Annotated in this window: 1 protein-coding gene; it reads left to right on the top strand. The window is 57.5% G+C overall.

What is annotated here, in order from left to right; all coding sequences use genetic code 11:
- On the top strand, positions 1–280 hold a 280-nt coding region (locus OGY37_RS23435), incomplete at both ends, for a transposase (protein ID WP_286619764.1).

Below are 280 nucleotides of genomic sequence, written 5' to 3'. Positions count from 1 at the left end.
CTCAGAAGCCTTCCCGGGTCTTATCCGGCAGACTCACAGAAAAATCAGGGCAGCATCGGCAGACGGCGCTTACGACACCCGGCTCTGTCACGATGAACTGCGGCGTAAGAAAATCAGCGCGCTTATCCCGCCCCGAAAAGGTGCGGGTTACTGGCCCGGTGAATATGCAGACCGTAACCGTGCAGTGGCTAATCAGCGGCTGACCGGGAGTAATGCGCGGTGGAAATGGACAACAGATTACAACCGTCGCTCGATAGCGGAAACGGCGATGTACCGGGTA

The organism is Citrobacter sp. Cpo030 (assembly GCF_030333005.1).
GTDB classification, from domain to species: domain Bacteria; phylum Pseudomonadota; class Gammaproteobacteria; order Enterobacterales; family Enterobacteriaceae; genus Citrobacter; species Citrobacter portucalensis.
The sequence above is the reverse complement of the archived record's forward strand: the minus strand, read 5'-3'. Positions and strand labels throughout refer to the sequence as shown.